Origin of the sequence: Dolichospermum sp. UHCC 0260 (assembly GCF_009711985.1) — a bacterium.
Lineage (GTDB): Bacteria > Cyanobacteriota > Cyanobacteriia > Cyanobacteriales > Nostocaceae > Dolichospermum > Dolichospermum lemmermannii.
Map to the genome: position 1 here is coordinate 30,982 of NZ_VIKZ01000044.1, position 6,323 is coordinate 37,304.

The 6,323-nt window shown below is 41.0% G+C and carries 7 protein-coding genes; 5 read left to right on the top strand and 2 right to left on the bottom strand.

Going from position 1 to position 6,323, the window contains the following annotated elements; translation table 11 throughout:
- Positions 1–44 precede the first annotated feature (44 nt).
- Genes FJR08_RS16710 through FJR08_RS16725 form a run of 4 tightly spaced genes read left to right on the top strand, consistent with a single transcriptional unit; the run spans position 45 to position 1,815 of the window.
- Complete coding sequence (locus tag FJR08_RS16710) at positions 45–278, top strand: 2Fe-2S iron-sulfur cluster binding domain-containing protein (RefSeq protein ID WP_015083174.1); 234 nt, start codon at positions 45–47, stop codon at positions 276–278.
- Positions 279–284: 6 nt separating this feature from the next.
- Entirely contained in the window at positions 285–1,061 is a 777-nt protein-coding gene (locus tag FJR08_RS16715; RefSeq protein ID WP_168633937.1) for a tryptophan-rich sensory protein, read from the top strand.
- Between the two features lie 12 nt (positions 1,062–1,073).
- The gene (locus FJR08_RS16720) at positions 1,074–1,424 is read left to right on the top strand and encodes a hypothetical protein (protein WP_168633938.1); all 351 of its coding nucleotides are present in this window, start codon (positions 1,074–1,076) and stop codon (positions 1,422–1,424) included.
- Between the two features lie 31 nt (positions 1,425–1,455).
- The gene (locus tag FJR08_RS16725) at positions 1,456–1,815 is read left to right on the top strand and encodes a hypothetical protein (RefSeq protein ID WP_168633939.1); all 360 of its coding nucleotides are present in this window, start codon (positions 1,456–1,458) and stop codon (positions 1,813–1,815) included.
- Here the strand turns inward: FJR08_RS16725 and lnt are convergent.
- Positions 1,718–3,283, bottom strand: a complete 1,566-nt coding sequence (gene lnt / locus FJR08_RS16730; protein WP_168633940.1) for an apolipoprotein N-acyltransferase — start codon at positions 3,281–3,283, stop codon at positions 1,718–1,720. The genes FJR08_RS16725 and lnt overlap by 98 nt on opposite strands.
- An 80-nt stretch (positions 3,284–3,363) precedes the next feature.
- Positions 3,364–5,997, bottom strand: coding sequence for a DNA topoisomerase (ATP-hydrolyzing) subunit A (gyrA, locus tag FJR08_RS16735; protein ID WP_168633941.1), 2,634 nt, complete (start codon positions 5,995–5,997; stop codon positions 3,364–3,366).
- 243 nt (positions 5,998–6,240) lie between these two features.
- Here gyrA and FJR08_RS16740 point away from each other — a divergent pair.
- Positions 6,241–6,323: DUF2887 domain-containing protein (locus tag FJR08_RS16740; RefSeq protein ID WP_168633943.1), on the top strand; the 83-nt coding region annotated here is incomplete at its 3' end.

Here is a 6,323-nt window from a genome sequence, read left to right on the forward strand (position 1 = left end):
TCTTTTTCATCTATTCTTTAGCAAATAAAAAGCCATATAGGACTATGCAAATTACTTTTTTACCAGATGATATCACCGTTAATGCCCAAGTAGGAGAACCGTTGTTAGATGTCGCAGAACGGGCTGGAGTATCCATTCCTACTGGTTGTCTGATGGGAACTTGTCACGCTTGTACTGTAGAATTAGATGATGGTGAAGTTATCCGGGCTTGTATTACCGCAGTTCCACCAGGAAAAGATAAATTAACGATACATCTTTTTAGTGATCCAACTTGGTAATTATCTATGCAGCAATCTACTTCCAATCATAATCAAGATTTTATCAGACAACTAATAACTTTAGTTGCTGTTGTTGGTGCTTTTGTGGTGAATGTAGCATCAAATATTTTTCCCTTAAATGGACTGAGTATAGGGGCAATTTCTAACACTTTATTTAAAGATGTGTTGATTATTCCTGCTAACTATGCTTTTGTCATTTGGGGAGTGATTTATTTAGGATTATTTGCTTTAGCAGTTTATCAATTTCTACCTAACCAGAAACAGGATGCAGATTTACGCAAAACAGGTTATCTGTTAGTGATTGCTTCTGTTTTTCAAAGTATTTGGGTGTATTTATTTTTATCTAGACTTTTTGCTTTTTCTGTTGTGGCTATGTTCGGTATTCTCATACCGCTGATGGCTATTTATCATATTTTAGGCATTGGCAAAAAGCGGGTATCTCAAACGAAAAAGTTATGCTTGCATAATCCTGTGAGTATTTATTTGGGTTGGATTTCTGTGGCAACTGTGGTAAATGTGGCTTCTGCACTATATTTTTATGGTTGGAATGGTTGGGGTATTAATAGTCAGGTCTGGACTATGATCATGTTGGTGATAGCAACAACGATTGCGGCTGTGATTGCAATTAGGTACAAAGATATTCCCTATACTGGTGTTACGGTTTGGGCATTAATAGCGATCGCTGTTAAACATAGTAATATTGATTTATTACGGAATTTAGCGATATTTTTAGCATTTATCTTGACAAGCATTATTCTATTTAATACACAAATTAAAGACTAAAAGCCCACTTTAATGGACAATACACCAATTACTCTTTATCGACAAGGAAATGCCAATTCCCCCAGAATGGATAATGTTCGCCCTAATAAAGATATAGCTTGCTATGATAAAGATGGGCAAGTGTGGGTTATGACTACTTTAGCAGATGGGGAATCAACAGGCGGAATATCAACATTTGCTAATCCAGGATATGGTAAAAATTGGTGGCAATTACAAGCAGGAACAAAAATACCAGAACAGCTAGAATTAGTTAATGACTATGATAATCATTGGCTGTGGAAACCCATTCAAGATATGCCATTGGAGGATTATAAAGAAGTATTGCAACAGATAGGCACATATTTCTCTAAAGTTAATGAATAGTAGTGACAATCATCTCTAGAAGGAATTAGCTATGGATTTATCATTTAAAGACATCAAATTTATGATCGAAGCTGTTGATAATTTGATGGTAAAATACCAAGAAAGAATCAATCAAATTGAAGACTTGGATGAATATGAAGATGAAGTTTCTGATCTAGGAAATGACATAATGTTTTTATCATCACTCCGCAAAAAAATAGATGATAGTTTAAACGATAGTCTTAATCCGCAAGCAAATACTTCTATTTTCAGACCACTTTCTATTGGGACGAGAAAATACAGTAGAGAGGAAATCAAAAAAGCCAAATTAAAGCACTTAGAAGCAACAATAAAGGGGTCAACCAATCACCCCACTGCACATATAAAGTCTGAGTTTGACGAGGATAAATAGTTTCTGCATGAGTTTGATAGGTGTTATAAGCCGATTTCCAGAGAGTTTGCCCATGAGGATTAATAAATGCCGAATAACCTGTATTTGTTGCCCTCACAGCCCATCTATCAGTTTCAATTGCCCGCATGATATCCTGGGCATGATGTTGATTTGCCATTGCTGCCGTATAATGGGCATCATTGGAAGAACTGAGCATAAATTTTCCCCCCATAGAAGCTTGATATCGGAAGTTTTCCGCAAAAGCTGATTCATAACAAATACCAATAATTACTCTTCCAAAAGGAGTATTAAAAATTTGCTTGGCTTTACCCGGAACTTGATGTGCTTCTAGCGGTGATAAACGTTGAATAATTCTCCCTAAAATATTTTCAAAAGGAATATATTCTCCCAATGGCACAAGTTTAGATTTATCATAACGGCTGGTAACTTCCCCATTACCAAGAACAGTAAATAAGCTATTTGTATAACTATTTCCTTGTTCACCAAATGCACCTATCCAAGCTATTACACCCTTTTTTTGAATAGCAGCCAACAAAGGAGTTTGAGTTAAACTACGGGAAAAAATAGGTATAGAAGCCTCCGGGGTAAGAACAGCTTGGACACCTTGATTAGTTAAACTTAAATATCCTTCAGTATAAGCAGTAATCGCCCGACGCAAACCTTCAGGAAGAACCTTAATTTTATTAGGAATATTACCTTGAATTACACCAATTTTTAAAGCCGTATTCGCACCTTCCGTCAACGGTTGACTATAGAAAAGAAAACCAATTAAATGAGCCAAAATAAATAGAGAAAAAGCCGAATAAATAGCGATTCTTTCTTCCTTTGCGCCTCTGCGTCTCTGCGTGAGATATTCCGCAATTAACCCATTAAAAGCCACAATCACCGCAGTCACAGTATTGGGTCCAGAAAGCTGTCCTAAATGGAGAATTACGAGATTTTGCGGTGATTGAGTGTAAGCCAGAGAACTCCACCATAGAGGACTTGCACTCCAGAGGCTTTCTAAGCCACACCAAATGGCCGTACCAAATAGAACACGCAACCAAGGATTTCCCCTATCTAGACGCACCATTAAAGCTGCCCAAACAGAGACTAATATCCCCCCCCAAAGGCTAATAAATGCCCAACAAAGGAGGGTAATAATTAAACTAGGCAACCAGGGGACACCTAACCAATCCATTGGATGAATCCCTGTAATCCATGACAAGGCAACTCCGTGATAACCGATACCCCAAATTAGGGCAAGGGGCAGCCCTTCGACTTCGCTCAGGAACCCAGGGCGCGGGGCAGGGGGATCTGTTTTGGATGTATATTTAATAACTAATAGCCACAAGGGAACAAGGGCAATCCAGGCTAGAAACCATGCACCAATAGGGGCAACGGTCGTTCCCATGAATATGCCACTGATAAAAGATAAGGTATAATATTTAATGGATTTAGAAATCTTTTGCTGTCCGAGTTTGATCATCTCCTTGTGTCCTAAAGTACATAAAGTAATTCAATTCAGATCCCCGACTTCTTAGAGAAGTTGGGGATCTTATTAATTGTCTATTCTGCTTCTTCTAGCTCCCCATTATCACCTGTGTCGGGGGGGACAATTGCAACTCCGGTAATGGCATCATCTTCGTCTAGACGTTGCACTCTGACTCCGGTGGCTGATCTTGATTGGATAGAAATGGCATTGACCGCTTGACGAATAATGATACCGCGATTGGTGGCCATCATGATTTCTTCGTCGCTGTTGACAATTCGCAAGGTGGCTAATTTGTCTTTGGTTTTGCGGTTTTTGAATTTGGTGGCCATTAAACCTTGACCAGCACGGTTTTGCAGTCGAAATTGAGAAACGGGAACGCGTTTGCCATAACCGCCCATGGTAATGACTAATACCCAAGGTCCGGTACTGCTGGCGTTGCTGACTTCTACAATTTCCTCGCTATTTTCGATTTCGGCAATTTCTGCGGTTTCTACAATTTCTTCAATTTCTGCGGTTTCTTCGATTTCTTCGCTTTCCCCTTCTATCACAGTAGCTAAGGTATCAAGAATAGCCGCAGGTAGGATGTCCATGCCTATGAGTTCGTCTTTGTTCTTGAGTTTCATGGATTTTACACCACGAGTGGCTCTACCCAAGGGACGCAGTTGATCATGAGTACAGCGGAAGTGAATGGCCATACCTTGACGAGAACCGATGATAATGCTGTCTTCTACTCTGGCCCTTCTCACCCACCGCAGTTGGTCGCCTTCTTCTAAGGATATGGCAATTAATCCGTTGGCGCGAATGTGGCTAAATGCTTCGAGGACGGTTTTTTTGATGTTACCGCCCTTGGTGAGCATGACGAGATATTCTTCGCTGCTAAATTCGTCTACGGGGACAATGGAGGTGATTTTTTCTTCTTTGGGAATGGGCAACATTTGTACAATCGGTGTCCCCCGACTGGTGCGCGAACTGACGGGAATTTGATATGCTCTCAGGCAATAAACGACTCCGCGATCGCTAAAGAATAAGATACTATCATGGTCGCAGCAGGTCAAAAAATGCTCAATGGTATCATCATCTTTGACTTTTGCCCCCGCTTTGCCTCTGGTAGCACGGCTTTGGGATTCAAAGGTGTTGACGGGCATCCGTTTGATGTAACCTTGTTCTGTTACTAGAATAATCGCCTTTTCATTGGCAATTAAATCAATATCATCTATGTCTCCTTCCCCATGAGTAATTACTGTTCTCCTGGGTGTGGCAAAGCTGGTTTTAATTTGACTAATTTCCGTTTCAATGATTTCTAGCACCCGTTCCCGTCTAGCTAAAATATCCTCTAAGTCGCTAATTTTAACTTGTAAATCGTCGTGTTCCAGGCGAATTTTATCGGCTTCTAATGCTGTTAATCGTCGCAACTGCATTTGCAAAATTGCGTCTGCTTGCACTTCCGACAGTCCGTAGGTGGTAATTAACTCACCTTTGGCTGTGGGTGCGTCTGGTGCATGACGAATTAAAACAATAATTGCATCTAATCGTGACAGGGCAATTAATAAGCCTTGTAATAGGTGATCTCGTTCCTGGGCTTTCCTGAGTTCGTAGCGAGTCCGGCGTTCAATGGAGAGAATACGGAAATCTAGGAAGACGCTGAGGAAACGTTTGAGGTTTAGGGTTTGGGGTTCACTGTTGACCAGTGCCAACATATTCGCCCCAAAGTTAGACTGTAAAGGGGTTTGTTTATAAAGATTGTTTAAAACGACGCGGGGATAGGCATCACGTTTTAATTCTATGACAATTCTCATGCCGTCGCGATCGCTCTCGTCCCGGATATCGGAAATGCCCTCAATGCGTTTATCATTCACCAATTCGGCAATTTTTTCAATTAATGCCGCTTTATTGGTTTGGTAAGGCAATTCGGTGATGATAATTGCTTCCCGTTCGGGACGGTTGCGTTGGGTCAGGGTTTCAATATTGGCAACACCCCGCATGGTAATTGAACCGCGTCCCGTGGTATAAGCTTCTTTAATGCCAGTGACTCCCAATATCTGCGCCCCAGTCGGGAAATCGGGACCGTGAATATACTGCATTAACTGAATGTCAGTTATTTCGGGATTGTGAATTAGTGCCACTAATCCATCAATCAATTCTCCCAAGTTGTGCGGAGGAATATTTGTGGCCATTCCCACAGCAATCCCCGAAGAACCATTGAGGAGAAGTTGAGGAATGCGGGAGGGTAAAACTGTGGGTTCTTGTTGAGAACCATCGAAGTTATCGGCAAAGTCTACGGTTTCGGCTTCAATATCCTGGAGGAGGGCTACACTGGTTAGGGCGTGCAGACGACATTCTGTGTACCGCATTGCCGCCGGCGGATCATTGTCCACTGAACCAAAGTTACCATGTCCACTGATGAGAGGCGATCGCATGGAGAAATCCTGCGCCATCCGCACCAAAGCATCATACACTGCTGTATCACCGTGGGGGTGATATTTACCCAAAACTTCCCCGACCACACGGGCGCATTTCCTGAAAGGGCGATCATGTAGTAAACCCAGTTCGTGCATGGCATAGAGGATGCGACGATGCACAGGTTTAAGACCATCCCTAGCATCTGGCAGCGCCCGACCTACAATGACGCTCATGGCGTATTCTAGATAAGACCGCGACATTTCACCTCGCAAATCCGTCGGGATAATCCTCTCCTGTGAGGTTGTCATAAACTCGAAAACTCCAAAAAAATGTAGATTTTAGGCTTCAACTTGACAAAAGACAAAATTATGTCAAATTAACTTTGAATAGTTGTCATATTTTGCTATAATTCTAACATATTGTGACGCAATTCGCACAAATACTATCCAATATCGAAAAATAGTCAATTTACAACTTATATAAAAAGGCTAGATTCTTGAAAACAATCTATAAATCTGATTGATTAATTGCATCTAAAATAACTTTTCAAAATGAAAACAGACAGCATATTTTATCGGTTATTTCAAGAAATCCCCAGCATATTTTTTGAACTCATTGGTAACTCTCCCCAACA